The organism is uncultured Proteiniphilum sp., from assembly GCF_937873925.1.
Lineage (GTDB): Bacteria > Bacteroidota > Bacteroidia > Bacteroidales > Dysgonomonadaceae > Proteiniphilum.
In genome coordinates this window covers 13,852-38,130 of record NZ_CALNAT010000055.1, presented here as the reverse complement: position 1 = coordinate 38,130, position 24,279 = coordinate 13,852, and the positions used below count along the sequence as shown (strand labels likewise).

Genomic DNA, 24,279 nt, shown 5'->3' with positions numbered 1-24,279 from the left:
ACGCACTTATTTCATTGATTTTAAATACTTTAACTATATAAACTCGCGAACAGTTCCAACTACTGATTCGCATTATTTATATGTACAGACTTCAGGCTAAAATGAAAAAGATCTCCATGGTTGGTGATCATGAAAGGATTATTCCCCTTACGGATAAAAATTTTCAATATCAAACTAAGAACAAAGTCATACTGATTGATTTTTGGGCAGCCTGGTGTGCTCCCTGCCGGATAATGGCGCCCGTATTAAACGAGGTCGCCAATGAACTGACGGGAAATCACCATGTCGGCAAAGTAGATATTGAGCAAAACCAGTCACTTGCCCAGAAATACAACATACGCAGCATTCCCACGATGATCCTTTTAAAAAACGGAGTGGAAATAAACCGTTTTGTAGGTATTAAAAACAAGAATTTCTTGTTAAAGCAAATTCGTAACGCTTAAAAAAATGCTTATTTCCCCCGCGTTCGGTATACTAAAAAACGGAAAAAAACAGGGATTCCATGAGCGGTTTGAGCAAATTCAATTCTACCTAAAGTACGATTAACAGTAGATATAGATGTTTTGAATTGAATAAAGCTGTTGTCTTTCAATTCTACCCAGTAAGATTAATGAGAAACGATTAATGGCTTTCCGGAAAGGGATGGTGCCCAGCGTGGCCCAAATTTCAATTCTACCTAGTACGATTAATAGTCAACGCCTGCTTCCTGGCGCAACTCGTTCCAAAGTTATTTCAATTCTACCTAGTACGATTAATAGCGACAAGGAGATACCGGGCATCGACTTCAATCTGATATTTCAATTCTACCTAGTACGATTAATAGTCAACGGGTTGCTGCATATACAATATTGCAAGTTCTAATTTCAATTCTACCTAGTACGATTAATAGAGTAAAGCCGGAAAGAAAAAGGGATTGAAGCGTTATTTCAATTCTACCTAGTACGATTAATAGCTAACGATCATGTATTATATGAGATATTTAATAAAATTTCAATTCTACCAGTACGATTAATAGTTTTTTATGGCAATTGTAAAAAGTTTAGCAATAGGCAATTTCAATTCTACCTAGTACGATTAATAGGTACGTGCTTGGCAGGATCGAGGACATGTTAAGGTATTTCAATTCTACCTAGTACGATTAATAGAAGAGGCCGTTTAGGCCGTAGACGTTCTCGTTCATTATTTCAATTCTACCTAGTACGATTAATAGCGTTGCCAGAGAGGATCAGAGGATGTCATACCATAATTTCAATTCTACCTAGTACGATTAATAGCATTGTAGATCAATTGATAAGCGCGAAAAGGCAACATTTCAATTCTACCTAGTACGATTAATAGAAACCGCAGTAGCAGGAGAAAGACGGCCAAACTTATTTCAATTCTACCTAGTACGATTAATAGCATGTAGGCGGCGTATCTAATTCACAGCACATAAAATTTCAATTCTACCTAGTACGATTAATAGAAAACTACCTTCAAACCTTAAAATACTGCGAAATTTATTTCAATTCTACCTAGTACGATTAATAGTGCTGTGGTACAGTCCAAGCAAGAGAATGTCCACCAATTTCAATTCTACCTAGTACGATTAATAGATGAAGTTGGTACCTGGCTCCTTGGCTGATTATAATTTCAATTCTACCTAGTACGATTAATAGAATCCGTTGTAGATTGTCTGCAGTAAGTTTATCCCATTTCAATTCTACCTAGTACGATTAATAGTTTTTATGCTTTATAATTATCTGATATTCAATGAGATTTCAATTCTACCTAGTACGATTAATAGTTTGATCTCACTCATTCCCGTAAGTTCACTATGAATAATTTCAATTCTACCTAGTACGATTAATAGTATAACGAGTATCGGTATGTGCCTGATTCGGTCCAATTTCAATTCTACCTAGTACGATTAATAGACAGGCTTTCTTCAGCACGCTCTATTTTGGAATCACATTTCAATTCTACCTAGTACGATTAATAGCGTCTATTGATATCATGTTTGGTATCAACTCTAAGGACATTTCAATTCTACCTAGTACGATTAATAGTAGGCAACAATACAATAAAAGCAGCGATTAGCCATATTTCAATTCTACCTAGTACGATTAATAGAAACTCGTTGTATGCGGACCCATATCCCTTTATGTATTTCAATTCTACCTAGTACGATTAATAGCAACTGCCGCACACGCTACGGACTTACAACATATGTCATTTCAATTCTACCTAGTACGATTAATAGCATTTTTACAAATATGTTCTGCGCGTTTTGATATTATTTCAATTCTACCTAGTACGATTAATAGCTCAAGTGTGCTATAGATGATATTGATACTATCATCATTTCAATTCTACCTAGTACGATTAATAGCAAGTGTGCTATAGATGATATTGATACTATCATCATTTCAATTCTACCTAGTACGATTAATAGCACTAAACATAATGCAATTATGGGCCAGCTAAAAAATTTCAATTCTACCTAGTACGATTAATAGCCGTTGAAAACGACAAAAAATAAAGCTGATTATCAGCAATTAAAAAAGAAAAATATCCGCAAAATTACACCTAAAAGTTGTCGATGCCCAAAGATACAAAAATACCAGGGCATCGACAACCTATTTAATAGGCTTATTTTCAATATGTCAAAGATCTCATTCGGTAGAATATACTCTCCGGCAAACCCAAAACCAGTGGACCGACAATCCGTTACAAAAAATTATCGGTACTACTCCGCTCAGGTCCAATAATTTGCTTGTCCAGAAATTTATCCGATCGACTGGAAAAAATAATCAAATTATCTCCTTCCTCTTTTTTCATTATCTTTTCCGCCTTTATGGTTAATTCTTTCATCCTAACTTCTGTAATTTCTCCTTCAAAGACAGAGTTTTGAATCCAGTTCAAATACGTACGACATAATCTGAGCATCTTCCCTACCCGTTTTTCTCCAATATCATATACCAAAATTACATACATCTATCACCTGAAAATTAAGTATTTAATGAATCAATTGCTTTATGTACAAAATGTTCAGCCTTTTATTACCATTTATCACAGAGTTGAGTCAGATTGATTACAATTTGCTGGCGAGGAAGATGTTCCTGCTACAATCATGGACGTTCTGGACATAACCCGGGGATGAAAACGAGCAGACAAGAAGATGTTCTTGTTACCACCACATCTTAAATGGTTTATACTCCTCCATCCCCAGTAAGTGCTTGCTCAGTTTATAACATTCCAGCTTCAAAAGATGCTTATAACTTACTTTTCTTTTTAAAGAACGATGCTGTATCGTCTCATTTAATCGATCTTCAAAAGCCTGAACAAAGATTTTCTTTCCCGAGGGATTTAAAAGACAGCTATTCAATCGATGTTCGAAATGCTTCTCCTGAAGTTCTTTCTTATTTAAAAGTTTAAAGATAATGCGATCTACCAAAATTGGTTTAAATATCTCAGAAACATCCAATGAAAGAGAATAACGCCTTTCTCCCGGTGTGTGCAAATAACTGATTGTTGGGTTGAGTTGAGTTTGATGTATTGCCTTTAGGCATTGACTATAACACATCATATTGCCGAAAGATATCAACGCGTTCACCTCATTACCAGGCGGCTGTTTACTCCGTCCATTCATGTTGAATTCACTGAGAATTAAATCGAATCCATCGTAATAGGTTTGCCGGATATTCCCCTCGATACCCATCAATTCGTCTATTGTCACTGAAGAAGTTATTTGACAACTGAATAACTGTATTTTCTCAATCACTCCTTCCAGATCTTTCCCTCGGGTGCTGTAATATCGCAAATTTTTAATCATGTTAAATGCAGCGCCTTCTACGAATTTCCGTGCAAGCTCAATTCGTTTTTTCTTATTCTGGTAAGCCGATGTCTGGGTCAATAACATCTTCCCCGACAATAAACTGTCTCGAGGCATGAAAGAACCGGTATAGTTTTCGTAGTAATCAAAAAAATGAAGAACGATATCTTTCTGTCCCAGAAAATTGAAAAGTGAACTCTTGGCACGCAAGGAGCCAAACACGTAAAATTCTGCAATATCCTCCACCGGCAGATATCGTGGTTGTCCGGGCTGATACAATTCACCATTCTCATCCTCCTCGAAGGGAGTAAATTTCAATGTATTATCCTTGCGCTCTAATACACCCGGATTGAAAAGATAGTACGTTTTTTTCATTCTTCCGATTCGTTTACATAACAAAATTCATAATAACTGCAACTCTTACAGATTTTTGCATTAATCGTGGGAGGACATTCATCTGAACAAATGATTTCTGAAATTTCTTGTTTCATACCTGCAATTTTCACCCTGTCTTCATCAGTCAACACAACTTTCTCGGTAAGCCTTAATGTAGGATACTCAAGCACACCAGTGACATCCGCCACACCGTTTTGCTCCAACACGTAAATATAATATTTCTACTTTGTTGGAACGCTTGATTTCATGAATAATTTTATTCCGGGCATCGTAAAAATCAATCTTTATGCCTTCTATTTCCAGTTCTTCATACCGTTCCGATCTCTGCGGATAACTGTTCTCGTGGATCAGCTTTCCGTCGTACACCAGGTCCGACAAATGCTCCATATTAATTCCATTTGCAAACAGCCAAAGCTTCCGCTTGCAAACCTGATAATAGTTGAAATGAGTGCCGGTGATTGTCATGCTATATCTTCGATTCAACGTTTCCCTGATTGGGGAGTTACGCTCTAAACATTTTCTCCACGGTATAACCTTTCATGAGCATCCTATAATTGGTGGTGTTAAGTACAAAACCCCTACAGTAGGGTTACTAAACAAAGAAAAGAATGCCTACAAATCAAATTTGATGTTCATAATCGTAAGCCATCATTAAGTCGACAAGTTTTTGCTCCGCTTGCTCAAGCGCATCGGCCTTTTCACCTTTCGTCTGTATATATCCGCCAGCTTGCAAAGAAATGAAAGTATCTACATTTTCTAACGATTCATCAATAATAGGTATGGCTTTTCCCGAATCTTCCTCCGATAGTTTCGCACGGATACTGCCGGCAATAACATTCGCATTATCACTTATGGCAACAGCCAATGTATCCATTAAACTAAAAGTTCGGGATTGATTAGAGGTTATTTTCCAGCTAATAATTGCATGGGCCAATCCTTTTATCCAACTTTCACGAAGTTCTTGTGGAGCCACCAAACATTCTCCAAAAATATTTTTGGATTTAACCCACCCATTTTCAATGAGTTTAGTAATGGTATCATCCGACATTTCCGGTTCCAATTGGTTGATAGAAACAGAAAAGAGTCTACGTAGGTCAATTGCAATATCCAAAATAAACAGTCCGGTAGCACGGCTATTATTGGGAATCCATTTTCTACTCAGACTTCGGTCTTTACCTTCTAGAAACTCAGTAATCTCCTCTTCTGATAATATATTCCCTTTTTCGTCACGAACAATTACCTCGTTATTTGGCCGATCGCTCCTATCAAAAGAAATATTTTCTCTGTTTACACCTGCCAATAGAGGATGTAAAGCACGCATGGCAGATATAGATAAAGGACTCCTTCGTTTTAAAGTACGAGATTGGTCGCCTTTCTCAATTTTTTTCCCAGCCTTCATCCAACCTCCGAAAAGTTGATCCACGTAGGTCGGGTCGCATGTACCGTACACTTCTCCTTCTTTAAGTTCATTCTGTTTAGTGATGTCAAAATGAAAAGTGGTGGGACTGGGTGTTTCATTAAGCACTTCACAAATTGAATCAATGATCGATCGCTTCACCTGCTGTCCACTAGAGAAAGGTAAAAAGCGATCAAATTGAACATCGTAATAGGTTTTCTGTCCGTCTGAAATATTAAAAACAGTATGTTCGGCTCTTTTAAGGGTTCTAATGTAGATTGTATTCATTGTAATAATTATTAATAGTTTGTTTTTTCGATGAACGCGTAATCAAATTTCAAAAGGGTATTAAAGTATCCAAACTCTTCATTGGTCATTAAATGAACTTCGTTCTTTAATTCCCTCAGTTTTTGCAGGTCGTCCCCCTCCAATTCTTTTATCATTTCCGTAAGGGCATCTATAAATCCTTTTTTATTTGATTTATCACCAAATAATCTCAGTTCGATCAGATTTTTCCTCTCCGTTCCGGAAGCATTTTTTCTATACCTCTGAATCAGTTCTGCTACCTCGATGGTATAGTCCATAATTTCTTGTTTGTTTTTTGATAACATAGCTACTAACCAGGTTTTATAAGTTTGATAAATAATAATTTCATTTTCTTTCTTGAACAATGAGTTAATTGATTTCTTCATATGCTCTTTCAACTTTTCAGGTCTTAGAGCTTGCATGCCAATATTTCCCAACTCACAGGCACGTTTGATGTTCAATCCAAAAAGACTTTGAAATTCTCGATTATTGAATTTCCCTGGATCTCCATAAAGATAACGCCATACATCTTTAAGCCGTATTCCTGATTTCAGATAAAATGGAATAAAACCAATAGTTGTATTTGTTTGTCCGTGACTGTATACATATGTGGTTAAAATCTTCTCTGGATACAGGTTGGAAAGACTGAAAAACAGATTCGGCCAGTTTATTGTGTCTACTTCGATGACATTGGTCGATAGTGAAATGATCTTTTCATCTTCTAAATCAGATATTCTAAAATCGGGATTAAAACTCTTTCCCAACCTGTATGTTAGCCATTGTCCATTCCATGTATTAATTTGATTCCCACGTATTCTATCCAGTAAAGGATCATTTAAACAATTGCGGTAATATTTCCATCCTTCATAAATATACAATAGAATTGCAGCATCATTCATCAGTAAATTATAGCCACCGGCAACGCCGGCACCTAATCCAGAACCTATCCACGAATAATAAACATCCTCTTCATCGGTCAATATCTCAATATCCGACACCATTCCGGATGTACTTGCAAAGTCTTTTGATTCGGATGCAGGATAACCAATAGCAAAGCTTGCATCGGCCGTTTCATTTTCTGCTTTATCATACAATGCATGCAATTTTTCAAGACGTTCTTCCGGCGACAACAATGCTGCCTTCTGCCCCTTTTTCATTTGCACAAAAGGGGAATTGGTGATCCATTGCATATATTTAGGATGATTAAAAAACAACTCGAAATATATTTTCTCAAAAAAATCTTTTGCGGAATAATTTTGAGCATACTCTTCGTTAAATGCAGTAAGAAAGGTTTTTCCTATCAATGTAGTTATCATAACTGTACTCCTGTTCCTAAATTAATTTTGCTGATATCCAATCCGGTGTGTGGGCAATAGGCACTATCCGGAATTATAAACGGTCGATTTCCTTTTTCCGACTGTTGCAGGTTTGATACACTATAATAATAAGTGGGGATTTCCAGTTGAAGTCTGCTTTCATAATCACCATTATCATATTTATACCAATCCTCCTCAGTAATACATGATACACTGTCTATTTCCATTAATTCAAACAGAATTGCTTTCGCTCTATGGGTTAAGACAGGAATGGTAAATCCATTATTGAAAATGCAGTATTCATCAATTTGACTGAAATCGGTATCATCGAATACCATATCTATCTTTTTTTGTAAATCTCTTTCATGGATTGGCATTCCATTTTCCAATGCATCAAATGACTTTTGCAAAATCTTCAGATCATATGGCTTGGCTGACTGTTCGTTATCGGGAGGTGCAATGATATAAACATGTTGGAGTTTTCCAATCGTTTCATTATTTCTCTTTCGGTTTATCCTTCCAAAACGCTGTATCATAGCATCTAATGGAGCACATTCGGTTATCATGAGATCGAAACTGATATCGAGGCTCACTTCAACGATTTGGGTTGCAACAACAATGCAGGCTTCATCGGAAGTATTAAAAACATGCAATGAATCTCCGTTTTCGTCTATTCCCATTAGTTCCCTCTCTTTAATATTTCGATCTCCCCTTTTAAATCGGCTGTGTAATAACATAGAAGGAATACCAATATAATTATCCTGTATGGTTTCAAAAACATTTTGGGCTGTTTTCACTCTATTCAGCACAATCAAAATTTTTTGTTTCTTCTCAATAGCATTAGCGATTGCTTTTTCTGTCTCTCCATAGGAAGAAACTTTGTGAACAATGTGACGGTCAAATTTATCTAATTCCTCATCCGACAATTTTACTTCCAGCACATCTTTGCCCAATATTCCCATGATTTTTTGGTAGAAAATGGAGGAAATAGTCGCTGATCCTATATGAACCCTGCATCCAATGTATACCAAAACTTCAAGTAGTTTCAACACTATAGCCTGTGATATATCTGTATATGTATGTACTTCATCCAATATTACGTCACAACCCTTCAGGTCGAGGAACAAGGCTTCATATCCTTTCATTCCAAAAATCAGTGCAGATAATTGATGCGGAGTTAGTATTTTAACGGAAGAACCTATTAACGGCTGCAAAGCCGGCTCTTCTTCATTATTTCGTGTTATTCTCGAGGTGGAATGTAGAACTCGAATATCTGACCCGGGATTATTCACCGCTAATTCTTTAGTCACTCGCCTATACATAGCATTAATAGAAGCTTGAAACGGGAGTGTGTAGAATACACGTCCCCTACATCGTCTGAATAAATAGTCAGTTTTCCCTGCTCCGGTAGAAGCAATGACAATGGTATGTCTATGAGACGAGTCAGCTGGCATAAAGGAAAGAGGATACAACGGGTGTGTTCGTTTGTAAAAGGAAAGGTCTGGTTTTTGGAATAAATTGGCGAGGTATTGTTCAGTTTTATCCACTAACGATGATGCAAAATGATCTGCTCCCATCAATAGCCCTTTCCACTCTGAAGCCCCCTTTTCTTTGGATTTTTTTTCACAATAATCAATACAATAATATAAATTCTCTATTGCCGCTTGACGGGTGATTGGCTTAGAATGAATATGAAAGTGCTCAAGAATCTTCAATGCATCAATACTCCATTTTTCCCAGTGGCCGAGATGAAAGTCAATATATTCATCGCCCTCTTCTTCCAGATCCATCAATCCGAGGTTCCTTATATCCTTTTTCATAGATTTATGATGGCTTACTACCATTTCAATCAGAGAATCTTTTTGCTCCGGAGGAAACGCTGATAAAAAAAACAAAGAAGCGATTTCATGACGAAATGGCTGTTCATATGTACGACGAGGCTGTTTTAATCTTTTTTGGAAGATGGGGTGAACCTTTCCAATATCATGTAAAACAGCTCCATTCTTTGCAATGAGGGAATCCAAGCCCAAATAACTTGCAAATTTTTCAGCTCCCATAGAAACATGGTGCAAATGATCGAGTACGAGTGTCCATTCAGGCGCAGATTTCGCGTAAAACATCATATATATTCTTTTATAGGCGTTCCTACAATTTTTAACCAACCAAACATGGTTAATTCTGTTTTTCGATCGACTCCAACAGGAAAAGACCTTTCGTTTTGCTCAAAAACCAGTTCAAAACCTGGATATCTTTCATCATTCTCAAACTCCTCGGTGTTAATTTTTTCCACCTCTTCCTCGGGAAATAATATATCTTCATTACGACATAAGCAAATGTGTTGTTTATTTGCATTTAGAGCATCGTATTGACTATCAAATGCAAGATGTAACACCGGATGAATTAACACTCCTCGTAAGAGAATAGATGTGGGACGATCAAAGAGAATCTGTCGTCCTTTTCTTATACTATTCCATCCACGTGTTTGTATTACTTCCTGTTGTGGGGATATTTGATCATACAGCAATCGATGCCCTTTAATCTTCTTAATTCCGACTTTATTCAGTAATTCCGGAAAAAGTTTTTTCTCAATACCTTCCACGATGGAGGGTGTCAGAAACTGTTGAGAAAACGTTTCACTATCTCTGACGGCTGTCCAGGGTTTGATGAACCCAAATGGCCCGGAATATTTTACAATATAAAGTGTCTCGTTCATATTTTTCTATTTTAAAGCTCCGAAGCCAATGCCTGTACTATTTCCAAGTCCAACGTGCCAAGCAAATTCGACCAGTTCAGGAGATCCTTCCACAATTACAGGACAAATATTTACTTTATTTTGAATTCCTTTATACGATATAATCTTTGTCTTGGGAGAAGAGTAACTTTTATCAAAATAGACTTTCAACTTCTCCGTATCTAATCCCGCTATTCCGGCTTTTGATTTCAATGTCTCCGTTAGATATTCATCAGCATGCTCGTCAGAAAAGGTATAGTGTGTTTCATTGAAGTCCTTATGCCTTTTAATCAGCACAGGGCTCGCGAGAAAAAAACGCTCTTTTTCAGAAAATGCAGGTATTGGTTGTATGTCTATATCTGAAACCTTGGCTCCGAAAAACATAATTGGATCGACCAGAATCTTGGATATCACATTTTTCGCCAGATCATCATTGTAAAAACTCATCGTGAAAGCAGAACCATCTCTTACCCTAATTCCGTTTCTCCCTACATCTACATTTTGTAGCCAAGAAAAAGAATAAAGGCTTAATTTTCCATGCTGTAAGTTATTCCTCCCTATCCACTTATGAATACAGCCTGTGAGCAAAGGCTGATAGTTAAAATCTATCGGCCTCTCCGTTCGAGATATTTTAATGTATAATCGCATATTTATAAATTTGCCTATTGAATTGAACTTTTTAGAATTTAAATACTGAGTTGAATTTTTTATTTCAATTGTACCTCATGGAATGTAAAATCCCTCACTTTTCATATGGAAGGCGAGATTTTTTTAATATTGTATTATCTTATATACCCAAATTCCTGGCTATTCTTACTTCCCAGACCGGTGTCGTATATGATTTGCATCAATTCAAGGGAGGCGGTTAGCTCGAAACGGCACATAAATCCACGGATTTTGCTTTCCTGGGGTGTCCCTTCTTTGATGGTGATCAGGGACGACCGGGGTTGAGTGAGTGTTTTCAGCCGAAACGGAAAACCGTTCATCGGAAAATCAAACCCATGAAATGCTTTATACTTGTTCAATAAATTGAGCTTCACTATTTCTGCTGCTTCGGGATGGTCGGAAGAGATGTATTTTTCGGAGCCGTCCTCTTCCTGTCGCACGATGCACGCCGGGGAAAGTGTTTCAAACCTGGTCTCTTTGAATACCGGTGGCGAGAGCATTTCAACACTCTCTATATTAAAGCGGATTCTCGCGTTGCGGTCGCCCAGTTCAAATAATTGCTTATTAAACAGTCCCTGTACAAATTCCCGGGTGCTACGCTCCGGTAAAAAAGAAATATACCATTCTGCTGTGTCGGAGAGTATTTTCAAATAACCATTTTCAATGGAATATCGTGGCACGAACAATCTGGAAAAGGTGAACAGTTTGAAACGTCTCTTATTGTCATTAAACCCGTTTTCATGCAACCATTCGGAGAAATCACTCTCGGAGTTGGAGAGAATTTTGTAAATCAAAGCCGATGCCGCATATTGGTAATTAAGCGGAATAAGATTACCAAACGGTTGTTTATCTATATTTAATAATAGTTTGAAACGCATTACAATTCAAAAATCAAGGAAAACAATTATGCCATAAAATTACAAAAAATTTATGAATATCAAAAAATATTTAAAAATATTCTACACAAAATAAAGTAAAAGTATTTTGCATAAATTCACCACTAAGGTTGATAGGAATTTTATTATAATAGGGAGACAGCATACACTAAAGAGAAACTGTGATAATCCTTTAAACAAATAAGGCGTAACACTATTGATCGCCGTTCTATCATAAAAATACCAATATGTTTATCTCGAACAAAAAACCTAAGTCAATAGCGTATAAATATTATCAATTAAAGAAACTTTTCAATAAATAAAATCTTTATCTATCTTTGCAATACGAACAAAGAAGAACCGGTTCTGAGGGCTTCAATAAACGGTAATAAGCAGCGTTTTTTGCAGAGTGGTTGCAAGGTTACCACGTTTCAAGATTACCATTTACAAAATGGTTGCATGATTACCAAATATTTGAAGCGGGTTTTCCGGTAATATTCCGCAGAGAACCCCATGTTACAGGAATACAAATATCAAATTATAAAACAAAACAGAAAAAATTATGACTTCAATTATCAATTCACAACTGACAGAGTTTAAGGTAGAAGCTTATCACGAAGGAGAGTTCAAAACAATTACACACAACGATATATTGGGTAAATGGGCTATTTTCTTCTTTTACCCGGCGGATTTTACGTTCGTATGTCCTACGGAATTGGTCGACGTAGCTGAAAAGTACGAAGAACTGCAGAGAATGGATGTGGAAGTTTATTCGGTAAGTACCGACAAGCACTTCACACACAAGGCATGGCACGACGTATCTGAAAGCATCCGTAAAATAAAATATCCCATGTTGGCTGACCCCACCGGACTACTCTCCCGCGCATTCGGCGTGATGGTAGAAGAAGAGGGTGTTGCCTACAGAGGTACATTCGTGATAGATCCTTCCGGAAAGATCAAGATCGCTGAGATCCATGATAACGGCATCGGTCGTAATGCAGAAGAACTGGTACGCAAAGTAAAAGCCGCCCAGTTCGTCGCTACCCATGATGACGAGGTATGTCCCGCCAAATGGCAGGAAGGCGAAGAGACATTGAAACCCAGCATCGACCTGGTAGGAAAAATTTAATATACAATCACTACTGGCGGGTAACCTGGGGTGAATTTCATACTACGGGTTACCCGCCTTTTTTTCTTTATACACTATGTTGGATATATCTTTAAAAGAACAACTACGAAGTATTTTTTCAGGACTCAACAACCAATATACATTCGATATCTCGGTCGGCGAAAACCATCCGAATCGCGGGCAACTGCTCGAACTGCTCAATGACGTAGTGTCGGTCTCCGACCGTTTGTCCTTACAGGAAAATCGCGGTGAAGCCCTTGCGTTCGATATACTGAAGAACGGAGAAAAGACAGGGATCAGATTCCGTGCCATACCGACCGGCCACGAGTTCAGTTCATTGCTTCTGGCTATACTGAATTTGGACGGAAAGGGTAAGAATCTGCCCGATGAATTTGTAACGAAGAGACTGAAATCGTTGAGGGGAGATATCCATTTGACGACCTATATGTCGCTGACCTGCACCAATTGCCCGGATGTGGTACAAACGCTGAACGCCATGGCGGTGATCAACCCGCGTATTACCCATGAAGCGGTCGACGGTGCCATATACAAAAAAGAGGCAGAGGCGTTGGACCTGCAAGGCGTACCGGCGATTTTTGCCGATGGCGAACTGTTGCACGTCGGCCGGGGAAATTTCGGTGACTTGCTGGCTAAGCTGGAAGCGCGTTATGGTACGGAAACATCCGAAGCCGAAAAGACTACTGTCCGGGAATATGACGTGATTGTGGTAGGTGGCGGGCCTGCCGGTTCCGCAGCGGCTGTCTATAGTGCACGCAAAGGGTTGAAAGTAGCTGTTATTGCCGAGCGTATCGGAGGGCAGGTAAGAGAGACCGGAGGAATAGAGAATCTCATCTCCGTTCCCCAAACGACAGGCGGGAAACTGACGGATGACCTTAAACGCCATATGGACGAATATCCCATCGATATTTTTGAACATCGTTCGGTCGAAAAAGTGACGGTGGAGAATAAGCAAAAGATAGTGTCGACCCAGGGCGGAGAGATATTCACCACACCTGCATTGATTATCGCTACAGGCGCCGGTTGGCGTCGGTTGAACGTACCCGGCGAAGCCGATTCCATCGGAAAAGGCGTGGCTTTTTGCCCGCATTGCGATGGTCCGTTCTATAAGGGCAAGCGCGTCGCCGTAGTAGGCGGAGGCAACTCGGGTATCGAGGCAGCTATCGACTTAGCTGGACTATGCTCTCACGTCACCGTTTTTGAGTTTCTGGAGGAACTGAAGGCCGACAAGGTATTGCAGGAAAAAGTAAAAAGCCTGCCGAACGTAGAGGTCTTCCTTCACTCACAGACCACAGAAGTGGTCACTAACGGCGAAAAAGTTACGGGGCTGAAGGTGAAAGACCGCAAGACAGAAGAAGAACGTGTTATCGATCTCGATGGTGTTTTTGTACAGATAGGTTTGGCACCCAACAGTGCGGCGTTCAAAGATATAGTAAAAACCAACCGTTTCGGAGAGATCGAGATCGATGTGCACGCACGCACGGATGTTCCCGGAATCTATGCTGCCGGTGACGTAACGACGGTTCCCTACAAACAGATCATTATCTCTATGGGAGAAGGCGCCAAGGCTGCTCTGACCGCGTTCGACGACAGGATCAGGGGGGTAATAGCCCACTGATGATTGTAACAACAGTGATTTTGTAAAAAGTGATTTTGTAAAATATGATAGCGATAAATAGTCAGGGAGATTTCTCTGACTATTTTCGATAGAATGAAGGATAAATTACCCAAATAAATTAATCAAATGATTAAATCATTTGATTAATCAGAAAACTTATTATATATTTGCAGTGGCGATATATAGCGAAATATAACATGATTATGAGCAACAAAAAGACAGATAACGGTTTAGAGCTTTCTACCGAGCAGAAAATTAAAGCTGCTGCCCGGAAGGTTTTCCATAAAAAAGGCTTTGCCGCTACCCGCACAAGGGACATTGCGGAAGAGGCGGAGATAAATCTGGCTTTGTTGAACTATTATTTCAAGTCGAAGCAAAAGTTGTTCGATATAATTATGCTGGAAACGCTTCATGAGTTCTTATTCGGCGTAGTTGCCGGAATCGTTAACGATCCGAAAACTTCGCTCGAAGAGAAAGTAGCAGCAATTTCCTCAGCCTATATTGATAAGTTGATCGAAGAGCCGCAAGTTGCTCTTTTTGTCCTCTCTGAGTTGAGAATGAATCCGAACACATCGTTACTTGCACAGAAGCTTAAATCCGTGCTGTCCGACTCCATGATAATAGCCCAATTTCAGCAAGCGATAGGGACCGGTAGAATTCACCGGATCGATTTTGTGCATTTCATTATCAATGTAGTGGGGTTGATTGTTTTTCCGTTTATCGGAGCGCCTATCCTTAAAGATATCGGAGGGAAGAATGAAGATGAATTTAAGGATCTTATGCTTGAACGAAAAAAACTAATCCCGATATGGATCAATGCTATGTTTAAAGTATAGGAAATAGATCTATGTTATGCTTAAAGCATCGTCTATTTTTTTACATACAAATTAATCAATTGATTAAATCAAATGAATAAAAGATGGGAACAAAAAGAAGATTATTGGTTAAGGCAATGTTCTGTGTGCTGTTATTCTTTATGGCTGATCTGCCTGGAGTAATAGCCCGGGAGCGGACTGTACAGGATCCTGACAGTGACATACTCCGGATCCCGCCCGTTTATGTCGCGCAACAACGGACTGTACTGAACCTTGAGGACTGTTATGGGATGGCGGAACGAAATTATCCGTTGATAAGGCAGTACGCTTTGATCGAAAAGAGCAGGGACTACTCTGTCAGGAGTGCTTCAAAAGGGTATCTGCCCAGACTTAACATTGGCGGACAAGCTACCTATCAGTCTGATGTAACGAAACTCCCCTTCCCGGTTCAGAACATTGAAATGCCGGCACTGAGCCACGATCAGTATAAGATTTATGCGGAAATATCACAACCCCTGACTGATCTTCTGACAGTGAAAAACAATCGTGACCTGGTGGAGGCAAATGCCGAAGTCGAACGTCAGACAACAGATGTCGAGTTCCACAAACTGAAGGAGCGCATCAATCAACTCTATTTCGGCATTTTACTGATCAACGCGCAAATAGATCAGGTTGAACTTTTAAAGAAAGACATCCGGACAGGAATTGACAGGTCGATCGTCGCTGTCGAAAATGGGGTTGCTTTTAAAAGCGATGTCGATATCCTTAAGGCGGAATTGCTGAAAAGCGACCAGCGCACAATCGAGCTTAAAGCCGTACGAAAGGGTTATACTGATATGCTTTCGCTCTTTATCAACCAAAAGATAACGGATGATGCGGTTTTTGAAAAACCTGCGGTAGTGCCCCTTTCGACCGTCATCAATCGTCCGGAACTGAACTTGTTTGAAAAGCAGAGAACTGTCCTGGATGTCCGGGACCGCTTGATCACATCGAAAAATATTCCCCAGGTGAATCTCTTTTTGCAAGGCGGATATGGCCGTCCGGGTTTGAATTTCCTCAGTAATGATTTCGACACCTACTATATGGGCGGAATCAGATTGAGTTGGAATATTACCGGATTGTACACTCTACGGGAAGAGCGGAAGAACATAAGCGTGAACAGGAGTATGATAGATGTTCAGCAGGATCTGTTCATGTTCAACACGAACCTTGCGCTGTCGCAACAGGATTCGGAAATCACAAAACTCCGGGAATTAGTCGGTACGGATGAAGAGATCATCCTGTTACGGGAGAATGTATCTCTCGCCACGAAACACCAGTTGGAGCAAGGAACAGCCACCGCGAACGACTATATTATCTGCCTGAACGCTCAGGACCAGGCCAGGCAGAATCTTCTGCTGCATCAGATACAGTTGCTCATGGTGCAATACAATCATAAATCAACTACGGGAAATTAGCCATTCAAAAAATAATTTATTATGAGTCATTATATTATAAACAACCTGTTCAATTACATTAGTCGTTTTCTGCGCTCGACAAAACAAATAAATTTGTTCTGTCCTCGCTTAACGAAAACGTTCGTATTTACCATTTGCCTGCTTGCTGTTTCATGCAACGGAAACCATGTGTTCGACGCTTCGGGTTCTTTCGAAGCGGAGGAAACAATTATTTCATCCCAGGCGCAGGGGGTAATTCTCAGGTTGGACCTGGACGAGGGGCAGGAATTGGCACAGGATGAAGTTGTCGGATATGTGGATAGTTTACAGTTGCACCTGAAGAAAGAGCAGCTTCTGGCGCAAATAGAGGCGTTGTCAAGCAAAAAACCTGATATGAAGGTACAATTGGCATCGCTACAAGAGCAACTCAAAACTCAACAACGCGAACATGAAAGAACATCCAACCTGGTCAAAGGGAATGCCGCTACGACTAAACAACTGGATGACATAGATGCCCGGATAACCCTACTGAAAAGACAGATCGAAGCACAAAGATCATCGCTGAACATTTCGACAACAAGTATTGATAAAGAGATACGCGCATTGCAAATTCAGGCCGAACAGCTTGACGATCAGCTGAACCGATGCAAAATAGTCAATCCCGTCAGCGGCACTGTGCTGACAAAATATGCCCGGGTAAACGAAACCACAGCCATCGGCAAACCGCTTTACCGTATCGCTGACCTGTCGGAGATGATCTTGCGGATTTACATCAGCGGAAGCCAGCTTTCACAAATCAGGTTGAATCAACAGGTAAAAGTACATACGGATGACGGCCATGGAGGATTCAGAACAACCGAAGGCAGGGTGGCGTGGATCAGCGACAAGGCCGAATTCACCCCCAAAACCATCCAGACCAAGGACGAGCGCGCGAATCTGGTCTATGCCGTAAAGATAAAAGTGGAGAACGACGGGACTTACAAGATCGGAATGTACGGCGAAGTGTCGTTGAATTAAACGGACAAATGAAACGAGCATATAAACCATTTGCACACAAGAACATGATAATATGCGGGTTCCATACGACCTTAGCGTTAAAAATAAATATTACCATATGAAAATAGCCGAAAGAATTGGGGAAATTAGACAAGTTGGTGTGTCATTTAAGCAAACAAACACATGAAAAGCATTGTCATAGAAAATATCTCGAAAACTTATGACCAGGGAGAGGTGAAAGCCCTGAAAGGTGTCTCTTTTAAGGTCGGGCAGGGGGAATTATTTGGTTTGATCGGCCCTGACGGAGCAGGTAAAACCACGCTTTTCCGTATTCTGACTACCTTACTGCTTGCCGATTCGGGAGATGCAATGGTCGACGGGCTGGAAGTGATGACCGCCTACAAAAAGATCCGCAGACGTATAGGCTATATGCCGGGACGATTTTCGCTCTACCAGGACCTGTCGGTCGAGGAGAACCTGAATCTGTTCGCATCGCTTTCCGGTACCTCGGTGGCAGAGAACTATGATCTGATACGGGATATCTACGTTCATATCGAGCCGTTCAAAAAACGCCGCGCAGGGCAGCTTTCAGGTGGAATGAAGCAAAAACTGGCTCTTTGCTGCGCGTTGATCCATCGTCCCAGGGTATTGTTTCTCGACGAGCCGACAACGGGAGTGGACGCGGTGTCGCGGCAAGAATTCTGGGAAATGCTGAAACGATTGAAAGAACAAGGCATCACCATTCTAGTCTCTACCCCTTATATGGACGAAGCGACGCTTTGCGACCGGATAGCGCTGATACAATCAGGCGAAATCCTATCGATAGATACTCCGCAGGGCATTGTCGAAAAGTACCGGGGTAACCTTTACGCCGTTAAATCGACCGACATAGGCAGGCTGATACATGATATGCAGGATGCCGCAAACATAAGGAGTTGTTACGCTTTCGGAGAGTTTCTGCATGTATCTTTTGAGCGGGACAACGCGACAGCGCATCAGAAATTGGATAAATACCTGAAAGACAAAGGGCATTCGGATGTTGTTTTCCGGCAAATCACACCCGGTGTGGAAGATTGTTTTATCGACCTGATGAATGAATAGGATTATGCAAAAGGATATTGTAATACAAGTGAATAATTTAACGAAATGCTTCGGTGATTTTACCGCTGTGGATACTATCAGTTTTGAAGTATACCGGGGAGAGGTATTCGGTTTCCTCGGAGCGAACGGAGCCGGCAAAACGACTGCTATGCGGATGTTATGCGGGCTTTCCACTCCTACATCGGGGGAAGCGGCCATCGCAGGTTATGATGTTTACCGGCAGACCGAAAATATAAAAAAAAGTATCGGCTATATGAGTCAGAAATTCTCACTTTACGAGGATCTGACCGTTGCCGAGAACATAAAACTATTCGGAGGTATTTACGGACTTACGAATCAGGAAATAAAGGAAAAGAGCGCTCAGTTGACCGGACGATTGTACATGAACGATCAGCGGCATAAGATGGTCGGTTCGTTGCCATTGGGATGGAAACAGAAACTGGCTTTCTCTATAGCGATTATCCATCAGCCAAAAATTGTTTTTCTCGACGAACCGACAGGAGGTGTCGATCCCGTAACAAGGCGGCAGTTCTGGAATCTGATATATGATGCCGCGGCACAAGGCATTACAGTGTTCATAACGACACACTATATGGACGAAGCGGAATATTGCAACCGTATCTCTATGATGGTCGACGGAAAGATCAAAGCGTTGGATAGCCCTTCCAATCTGAAACGGCAATTCTCGTCCGGGTCGATGTATGAAGTTTTCCTCCGGCTGGCACGCGGCGCACAGCGAACATCCGACTAAAAAACGACACATAATGAAACAACTTGCCACATTCATACGTAAAGAGTTCTATCACATGTTCCGCGACCGGAAAACATTGCTGATACTCTTCGGTTTGCCTATCGCGCAGATCCTTCTGTTTGGTTTTGCGTTGACCAATGAGATAAAGAATTCCCGTATAGTCGTTTGCGATTACGCAAAATGCGGGATATCACGGCAGTTAACTGAAAAGTTTGCCGCAAACAACAATTTTATTGTTGAGGAGGCGCTTCTCAGTCATCATCAGATCGAGGATGCTTTCAGAAGCGGCAGAATAAAACTGGCCGTTGTGTTTCCATTGGATTTCGAGGATGACTACCAGCACCTGAATCAGGCTCACGTCCAGCTTATCGCGGATGCTACTGACCCCAATACCGCCAACATGCTGACTGCTTATGCAACGAATATCATCATGGAGTATCAGAATCTTTCATTGCCTTATCAGATCAATACCGAAACGCGGATGATCTATAATCCGGAGTTGAAAGGGGCGATCAATTTTGTGCCGGGAGTCATGGCACTGGTGCTGATGCTGGTCTGCGTAATGATGACTTCGGCTTCTATCGTGCGTGAAAAAGAATATGGTACGATGGAGGTGTTGCTTGTCTCCCCTCTCAATCCGTTTATGTTGATCATCTCAAAGGCAATCCCTTACCTGCTCCTTTCGCTGGTCAACCTTATCGTGATCATTCTGCTCAGCATAACACTGCTGGGAGTTCCTGTAAACGGAAGCCTTTTATTGCTGTTCTTAATCAGTATATTGTTCATCATTACAGCGCTTTCGTTGGGGTTATTGATATCGAATGTAGCCCAAACACAACAAACGGCCATACTCGTATCGCTTATAGGATTGATGGTGCCGACGATCCTATTCACCGGATTTACTTTTCCCTTAGAGAACATGCCGGTGGTTTTACAATGGTTGGCCAATATAGTTCCCGCGAAATGGTACTATACGATTGTTAAATCGATAATGATAAAAGGGCTTGGCTTCGGTGCCATATGGAAAGAGACGCTTGTGCTTGCAGTGATGACCTGCCTGCTGTTGATGATCAGCTTCAAAAAATTTAAAGTCCGATTGGAATGAAGGGATGATATAACGATTTAACGATTTAACGATTTGTTGATTTAACGATTTGATGATTTGATAATGTGATGATTGTATGAAGACACTGATATTCCTGCTGCAAAAAGAGTTTAAGCAGATTTTCCGGAACAAGATATTACTGGCACTGATCTTTATCATACCTGTTGTTCAACTCTTGATTTTTCCGTTGGCAGCCGATTATGAGATGAAAAACATATCCATCGTTGTGGTGGATCACGACCATTCGCCTTATTCCCGGAAATTGATCTCAAAAATCGTAGCGTCGGGATATTTCAATCTTTACGCTTCTGCCGGCTCTTTTGAAGAGGCTTTCCGGTTCATCGAAAACGATAAAGCCGATCTGGTATTGGAGATCCCCAAAAATTTTGAGCGGGAGTTGGTTGTGGAAAAAAGCCAGCAACTTTTCATCGCCGCCAATGCCATCAATGGCATAAAGGCCGGTTTGGGAGGGGCCTATATCAACCGGATCATCGTTGATTTCAATACGGATGTCCGCTTAGAGTGGATACAGCCCGAACGATTTAACGCTGTGCCTGTCATCCAGGTCACTTCGTCCAACCGGTTCAATCCGGGAATGAATTATCGTTTTTTTATGGTGCCGGGCATCCTGGTCTTTCTGGTTACACTGGTCGCCAGCTATATGTGCGCTCTAAATACGGTGAGAGAAAAGGAAATAGGGACAATCGAACAGATCAATGTCACTCCGATAAAGAAATATCAATTCATATTGGGAAAACTTATTCCGTTTTGGGTTATCGGTGTTTTTGTTTTTACCGTAGGCCTCTTTATTGTGGCACGGCTGGTCTACGGGATAATACCCTTGGGGAGTATCACCCTGCTTTTTGCCTACCTGGCCGTATATCTTGTCGCTATGCTCGGTTTGGGATTGCTTGTTTCGACTTACTGCCAGACACAGCAACAAGTGATGTTCGTGATGTTTTTCTTTATGATGATCTTCGTTTTGATGAGCGGTCTTTTTACCCCCATCGAAAGCATGCCTGCATGGGCGTATGTCATTGCCCGATGCAACCCTGTCACCTATTTTATGGAGGTTATCCGTATGGTTGTACTAAAAGGAAGCCGGTTGGCCGATATCCGGCTTCATTTTATAGTCATGTTCGGTTTTGCCTTGCTATTTAATCTCTGGGCCGTCATACACTATAAAAAAACAACCTGAACGGCAGCCCCCGGCGGATCAATTGCTGATGTCCGGAGTATTCCCGACTATACAGGGTGGGTCAGTTACAAAAAGAGGATAGACGGTTTGCACATAGAAATTATCTATTCTGCATATTGTCAAAAGCCGATCAAAAGAATTGGCGAATACCGCACTATTTTGTAAATTTGCCACAAATATTACCACATAATTAAACAAAATAAATTATGAAAACATTAGATTATTTAGGATTAGACCCAAAAAGTACAGAAAAGACAGTGAACGGCTTACAGACATTACTGGCCAGCCTGCAGGTTTACTACACCAACCTTCGCGGATATCACTGGAATGTAAAAGGTGTTGAGTTTTTCGGTGCACACGCAAAATACGAAGAGTACTACGATGACACTGCCGAAAAAGTGGATGAAGTGGCGGAACGTATCCTGATGTTGAGCGGTGTACCGGCACACAACTTTAGCGAATATCTCAAAGTATCGGCTATTAAAGAGACCGGCGTAGTAACCAAATCGAAAGAGATCGTGAAAGAGATCCTCGACTCACTGAAAGTGCTGATCGCTTTGGAACGTGAAGTACTGGAAACCGCATCGGAAGGAAACGACGAAGGTACCGTAGCGCTGATGAGCGACTATATCTCGCAACAGGAAAAAACCGTCTGGATGCTCACCGCATATCTTTCATAAGAAGTATTTGAATATCCCATAAACATGAAAATAAGAAAGTTAAATATCGGAATTTAAAGTTCTGGTTGAATATCGGAATCAGTTTTCGGGATGAAAAATAAAGGAGGGTAAATCACAAGATACGCCCTCTTTTTTTATTGCCCTATTACGGACATAAATTGTTTGCGGTAGGTCTCTCCCATCGGGATTTGTTTTTCCCCGATGAGAATACGCCTCTTATTGATACTCGAAATTTTATTTTTATGGATAATATAAGAACGGTGGATGCGGATAAAGCGGTCTGAGGGTAATTCTTCCTCCAGCATTTTAAGGCTTATCAGCGACAGGATGGGCTTTGACTGGTTCCCTGTATATATTTTCACATAGTCTTTCAATCCTTCGATATACAAAATATCATCATACAAAACGTGAAGGAGCTTATAGTCGGATTTCACAAAGATACCCGCACTTTCCTGAAGCGCTTCGGCAACCGGTCTTTTTTCCGTCATCTCAAACCAGTTCAATGCTTTTTTCGCAGCGGTGAGAAAGTCGGTAAAGGAAAAAGGTTTCAGAAGATAATCGAGTGCACTCACCTTGTAGCCCTCTAAGGCATACTCACTAAAAGCGGTGGTGAAAATGATCCGGGTATGATCATTGATGATGCGGGCAAACTCCATCCCATTTACTTCAGGCATCTGAATATCGAGAAAAAGCAAGTCCACTTTCTCCTCAGCAAGATGTTTCATGGCGGACAGCGCATTACTGTATTTACCCGTCAGCCTCAGGAAGGAGGTCTTCTGTACATACGACTCCAAAAGCGACAGAGCCAGCGGCTCATCATCCACAATCCAACAATTTAGTATCATCCGGCTGTTCTTTTCGTGTCGATCACAAGCATGGTTGAATAGGTATTCTCTTCAATAAAAGTATTCCATTGATAACTGTCGGGATAAAGCAACTCCAGTCTCCTCTTCACCAATTCGAGGCCGATACCGCTTCCGCTCTTATCGGATCCCGATTTTGGGAAATAACTGTTCCGTGAAACGAACTCCACCTTTCCGTCGGGATATTCCCTGAGGGAGATGTCGATGAATGAAGGTTTATCCCCGCTGATACCATGCTTAAATGCATTTTCTATCAAAGATATAAAAATTAACGGAGAAATAAGCGTATTCCCCGACTCGGAATAGGAAAAATCGGTAGTCAGTTTCACATTACCGGACAGGCGTATACGCATCAGTTCTATGTAATTGCGCATGAATGTGGCTTCCTGGTGGAGAGGTACGAATGTCTGATTATTCTCGTACAGCAGGTGGCGCAGCATCTTGCTCAGGTCCATTACCGCCTGTTGTGCCCGGGGCGGATCGAACTCTATCAGCGCATAGATATTGTTCAACGTGTTCAGCAGGAAATGGGGATTGATCTGGTTTTTGAGGTTTTGCAGTTCCGCTTCCGATTTTGCCTTTGCCAGTTCTTTGCGTTCGTTGTCCACTTCAAACCAGCGAACGGTCATCTTCAGCGCTACACTCAATCCAGCCATCAAAAACAACCACGTGGAGTTTCTTACCAGAAACAGGAGTTGCATACTGTTACCGCCCCGCTTCATGCGCCTTCTCGGCCTCAATTCCGGTATAAGCATTTCAATCAAGCCTCGTCCGTAATGCATCAGGAATGCCACCGCCACGATAAGCAACAGGTTATAGAGAATAAACTGTTTGGTTTTCCCTTTATACAAGAGCTTATCGATCAGCAGGAAATAGTTTAGATAAAATACCAGCATGAATCCCAGTAACTCAGGGAGCGACCGCATGAAGGATTGCCAGTAAAATATACGTTCGGAGTCCATAAAAAAGTAGGGGAGAATGAAAATCACCCCCCACAGTAATATGTGCATAAGCACATTGTTCCATGTTCCTCTTTGTTTCGACTTTAGCAGTTGATCCATTCTCATGC

Annotated in this window: 21 protein-coding genes, 1 pseudogene and 1 CRISPR repeat array; of the genes and pseudogenes, 11 read left to right on the top strand and 11 right to left on the bottom strand. The window is 40.9% G+C overall.

Translation table 11 applies throughout. The annotated features are described in order from the left end of the window. The first annotated feature begins 80 nt into the window (after window positions 1-80). On the top strand, window positions 81-443 hold the full coding sequence (gene trxA / locus Q0502_RS04040; RefSeq protein WP_298647433.1) for a thioredoxin: 363 nt from the start codon (window positions 81-83) through the stop codon (window positions 441-443). A 142-nt stretch (window positions 444-585) separates the two neighbouring features. Then, window positions 586-2,498: a CRISPR direct-repeat array (repeat unit 29 nt; unit sequence ATTTCAATTCTACCTAGTACGATTAATAG). A gap of 211 nt (window positions 2,499-2,709) precedes the next feature. Here trxA and cas2 read toward each other — a convergent pair. From cas2 to cas6 (Q0502_RS03995), 9 genes and pseudogenes are all read right to left on the bottom strand, one after another. Further along, window positions 2,710-2,976 (bottom strand): CRISPR-associated endonuclease Cas2, encoded by a 267-nt coding sequence (cas2, locus tag Q0502_RS04035; RefSeq protein ID WP_298647431.1) that lies wholly within the window; start codon window positions 2,974-2,976, stop codon window positions 2,710-2,712. 193 nt (window positions 2,977-3,169) lie between these two features. Then, window positions 3,170-4,189 carry a type I-B CRISPR-associated endonuclease Cas1b gene (gene cas1b, locus Q0502_RS04030; protein ID WP_298647427.1) on the bottom strand — a complete coding sequence of 340 codons (1,020 nt, stop codon included), beginning with the start codon at window positions 4,187-4,189 and terminating at the stop codon, window positions 3,170-3,172. Then, window positions 4,186-4,675 (bottom strand): annotated as a pseudogene (locus Q0502_RS04025) (CRISPR-associated protein Cas4). The gene cas1b and the pseudogene Q0502_RS04025 overlap by 4 nt, the downstream one beginning before the upstream one ends. 154 nt (window positions 4,676-4,829) lie before the next feature. Then, window positions 4,830-5,894: a CRISPR-associated protein Cas7 gene (locus Q0502_RS04020; RefSeq protein WP_298647424.1), complete on the bottom strand. Its 1,065-nt coding sequence runs from the start codon at window positions 5,892-5,894 to the stop codon at window positions 4,830-4,832. Between the two features lie 11 nt (window positions 5,895-5,905). Then, the gene (locus Q0502_RS04015; RefSeq protein WP_298647421.1) at window positions 5,906-7,216 is read right to left on the bottom strand and encodes a hypothetical protein; all 1,311 of its coding nucleotides are present in this window, start codon (window positions 7,214-7,216) and stop codon (window positions 5,906-5,908) included. A gap of 8 nt (window positions 7,217-7,224) precedes the next feature. Then, on the bottom strand, window positions 7,225-9,351 hold the full coding sequence (cas3, locus tag Q0502_RS04010) for a CRISPR-associated helicase Cas3' (RefSeq protein ID WP_298647413.1): 2,127 nt from the start codon (window positions 9,349-9,351) through the stop codon (window positions 7,225-7,227). After that, window positions 9,348-9,941, bottom strand: coding sequence for a hypothetical protein (locus Q0502_RS04005; protein WP_298647410.1), 594 nt, complete (start codon window positions 9,939-9,941; stop codon window positions 9,348-9,350). Before Q0502_RS04005 ends, cas3 begins: the two co-directional genes overlap by 4 nt. 6 nt (window positions 9,942-9,947) lie before the next feature. After that, window positions 9,948-10,607, bottom strand: a complete 660-nt coding sequence (gene cas6 / locus Q0502_RS04000) for a CRISPR-associated endoribonuclease Cas6 (protein ID WP_298647407.1) — start codon at window positions 10,605-10,607, stop codon at window positions 9,948-9,950. 134 nt (window positions 10,608-10,741) lie between these two features. Beyond that, complete coding sequence (cas6, locus tag Q0502_RS03995; RefSeq protein ID WP_298647405.1) at window positions 10,742-11,503, bottom strand: CRISPR-associated endoribonuclease Cas6; 762 nt, start codon at window positions 11,501-11,503, stop codon at window positions 10,742-10,744. A 559-nt stretch (window positions 11,504-12,062) separates the two neighbouring features. Between cas6 (Q0502_RS03995) and ahpC the strand changes: the two genes are divergently transcribed. From ahpC to Q0502_RS03945, 10 genes are all read left to right on the top strand, one after another. Continuing rightward, window positions 12,063-12,629, top strand: coding sequence for an alkyl hydroperoxide reductase subunit C (ahpC, locus tag Q0502_RS03990; protein ID WP_298647402.1), 567 nt, complete (start codon window positions 12,063-12,065; stop codon window positions 12,627-12,629). 76 nt (window positions 12,630-12,705) lie between these two features. After that, entirely contained in the window at window positions 12,706-14,265 is a 1,560-nt protein-coding gene (gene ahpF, locus Q0502_RS03985; RefSeq protein WP_298647399.1) for an alkyl hydroperoxide reductase subunit F, read from the top strand. 203 nt (window positions 14,266-14,468) lie between these two features. After that, window positions 14,469-15,101, top strand: a complete 633-nt coding sequence (locus Q0502_RS03980) for a TetR/AcrR family transcriptional regulator (RefSeq protein ID WP_298647397.1) — start codon at window positions 14,469-14,471, stop codon at window positions 15,099-15,101. A gap of 83 nt (window positions 15,102-15,184) precedes the next feature. Continuing rightward, window positions 15,185-16,537: a TolC family protein gene (locus Q0502_RS03975; protein ID WP_298647395.1), complete on the top strand. Its 1,353-nt coding sequence runs from the start codon at window positions 15,185-15,187 to the stop codon at window positions 16,535-16,537. Between the two features lie 21 nt (window positions 16,538-16,558). Further along, window positions 16,559-17,533 (top strand): efflux RND transporter periplasmic adaptor subunit, encoded by a 975-nt coding sequence (locus Q0502_RS03970; RefSeq protein ID WP_298647393.1) that lies wholly within the window; start codon window positions 16,559-16,561, stop codon window positions 17,531-17,533. A 162-nt stretch (window positions 17,534-17,695) separates the two neighbouring features. Beyond that, window positions 17,696-18,613: an ABC transporter ATP-binding protein gene (locus Q0502_RS03965; protein WP_298647391.1), complete on the top strand. Its 918-nt coding sequence runs from the start codon at window positions 17,696-17,698 to the stop codon at window positions 18,611-18,613. 4 nt (window positions 18,614-18,617) lie between these two features. Next, window positions 18,618-19,364 (top strand): ABC transporter ATP-binding protein, encoded by a 747-nt coding sequence (locus tag Q0502_RS03960; protein WP_298647388.1) that lies wholly within the window; start codon window positions 18,618-18,620, stop codon window positions 19,362-19,364. Window positions 19,365-19,377: 13 nt separating this feature from the next. After that, window positions 19,378-20,469 (top strand): ABC transporter permease, encoded by a 1,092-nt coding sequence (locus tag Q0502_RS03955; protein ID WP_298647387.1) that lies wholly within the window; start codon window positions 19,378-19,380, stop codon window positions 20,467-20,469. A 76-nt stretch (window positions 20,470-20,545) separates the two neighbouring features. After that, on the top strand, window positions 20,546-21,667 hold the full coding sequence (locus Q0502_RS03950; RefSeq protein WP_298647385.1) for an ABC transporter permease: 1,122 nt from the start codon (window positions 20,546-20,548) through the stop codon (window positions 21,665-21,667). 206 nt (window positions 21,668-21,873) lie between these two features. Further along, on the top strand, window positions 21,874-22,347 hold the full coding sequence (locus tag Q0502_RS03945; RefSeq protein WP_298647383.1) for a Dps family protein: 474 nt from the start codon (window positions 21,874-21,876) through the stop codon (window positions 22,345-22,347). Window positions 22,348-22,481: 134 nt separating this feature from the next. Here the strand turns inward: Q0502_RS03945 and Q0502_RS03940 are convergent, their stop codons facing one another. Together Q0502_RS03940 and Q0502_RS03935 are read right to left on the bottom strand one after the other, a co-directional pair. Next, the gene (locus tag Q0502_RS03940) at window positions 22,482-23,192 is read right to left on the bottom strand and encodes a LytTR family DNA-binding domain-containing protein (RefSeq protein ID WP_298647380.1); all 711 of its coding nucleotides are present in this window, start codon (window positions 23,190-23,192) and stop codon (window positions 22,482-22,484) included. After that, window positions 23,189-24,271: a histidine kinase gene (locus Q0502_RS03935; protein WP_298647378.1), complete on the bottom strand. Its 1,083-nt coding sequence runs from the start codon at window positions 24,269-24,271 to the stop codon at window positions 23,189-23,191. Before Q0502_RS03935 ends, Q0502_RS03940 begins: the two co-directional genes overlap by 4 nt. Window positions 24,272-24,279: the final 8 nt, after the last annotated feature.